This is a genomic window from Streptomyces sp. NRRL WC-3549, assembly GCF_000721935.1.
Classification (GTDB): domain Bacteria; phylum Actinomycetota; class Actinomycetes; order Streptomycetales; family Streptomycetaceae; genus Streptomyces.
This window is the reverse complement of record NZ_KL585409.1, coordinates 1-638: the sequence shown is the minus strand read 5'-3', so window position 1 is coordinate 638 and position 638 is coordinate 1. Positions and strand designations below refer to the sequence as shown.

At 76.0% G+C, this 638-nt stretch carries 1 protein-coding gene; it reads left to right on the top strand.

What is annotated here, in order from left to right:
* On the top strand, positions 1-638 hold a 638-nt coding region (locus IH13_RS37910), incomplete at both ends, for a ketoacyl-synthetase C-terminal extension domain-containing protein (protein ID WP_037841832.1).

Below are 638 nucleotides of genomic sequence, written 5' to 3'. Positions count from 1 at the left end.
CCTGGGCGACCCGATCGAGCACACCGCGCTGGCCCAGGCCTTCGCCCGGCACACCGGCGACACGGGATTCTGCGCCCTGGGCTCGGTGAAGTCCGCGATCGGCCACCTGGAGGGCGCCGCCGGGATCGCCGGACTCACCAAGGCCGTCCTGCAGCTGCGCCACGGCACACTGCTGCCCACGCTGCACGCCGAGGAGCCCAACCCGGTCATCGACTTCGAGAGCTCGCCGTTCACCGTGCAGCGGGAGACGGCGCCGTGGCCGCGCGCGTACGACGGTGACGGCCGTCCGCTGCCGCGCCGCGCCGCCGTCAGCTCGTTCGGGGCGGGCGGAACCAATGCGCACGTCATCCTGGAGGAGTACCTGACCCCCGAGCCGGTCCCGGCCGGGCCCCAGCAGGCGGAGCTGATCGTCCTGTCCGCCCGCGACGAGGACCGGCTGCGCGCCCGCGCGGCCGACCTGGGCCGCGCCCTCGCCGAGGCGGACGCCCCGAGGCTGGCCGACGTCGCCCACACCCTGCGCGTGGGCCGCGAACCCCTCGCCGCGCGCCTCGCGTTCGTGGCCGCCGACCTCGCGGACGCGGCGGTCAAGCTCGCCGCCGCCGGTCGGGGCGAGGCCGGGCCTGTCTCTTATACACATC